Origin of the sequence: Streptomyces alkaliphilus (assembly GCF_014141535.1) — a bacterium.
Lineage (GTDB): Bacteria > Actinomycetota > Actinomycetes > Streptomycetales > Streptomycetaceae > Streptomyces > Streptomyces alkaliphilus.
On record NZ_VKHT01001650.1, the window covers coordinates 1 to 559 of the forward strand.

Below are 559 nucleotides of genomic sequence, written 5' to 3' on the forward strand. Positions count from 1 at the left end.
GCCCCCGGCTGCTCCGCCTGCTGAGCCCCGGGCCCGACGCCTCCCGCGCCGGGGGCCCGCGCGGGGTGACCGCACCCGCCCGCGGCCCCCGGGCGAACCGGCGACCGCCCGGTAGGCTGCGATCATGCTCGCCGCCGCCGCCGTATGTCCCTGTCCGCCCCTGTTGGTCCCCGCCCTCGCGGCCGGAGCGGCGAGGGAGACCGAGGAACTGCGGGAGGCGTGCCGCACCGCCCTGCGCCGTCTGCTCGCCGTGGACGCGGATCGGCTCGTCGTGGTCGGACCCGCCGATCACCCCCTCGGGGCGAGCGACCCGGCGGACCCGACCACGATCGGTGGGCCCGCACCCGGGCCCCGGGTCCTCCCGACCGGCACCCCCGGTTCGTTCGCCGGCTTCGGCGTCCCCCTGGAGGTGACGCTCGGGTCCCCGGACGTCCCCGGCCGGACGGACGGCGCGCGGGACGCCGTAACCCCCGAAGAGGACGAGGCCCCGGTCGCCGACGACCCCGCCCCGCCCGTGGTCGGACTGCCGCTGGCGCACGCCGTCGCCGCCGTCCTGCTC

General features: G+C 80.0%; 1 pseudogene. It reads left to right on the forward strand.

Features of this window, described 5'->3' with window-relative positions:
- Positions 1 to 124: 124 nt before the first annotated feature.
- Positions 125 to 559: pseudogene (locus FNQ90_RS26150) on the forward strand (hypothetical protein); the annotation flags it as partial.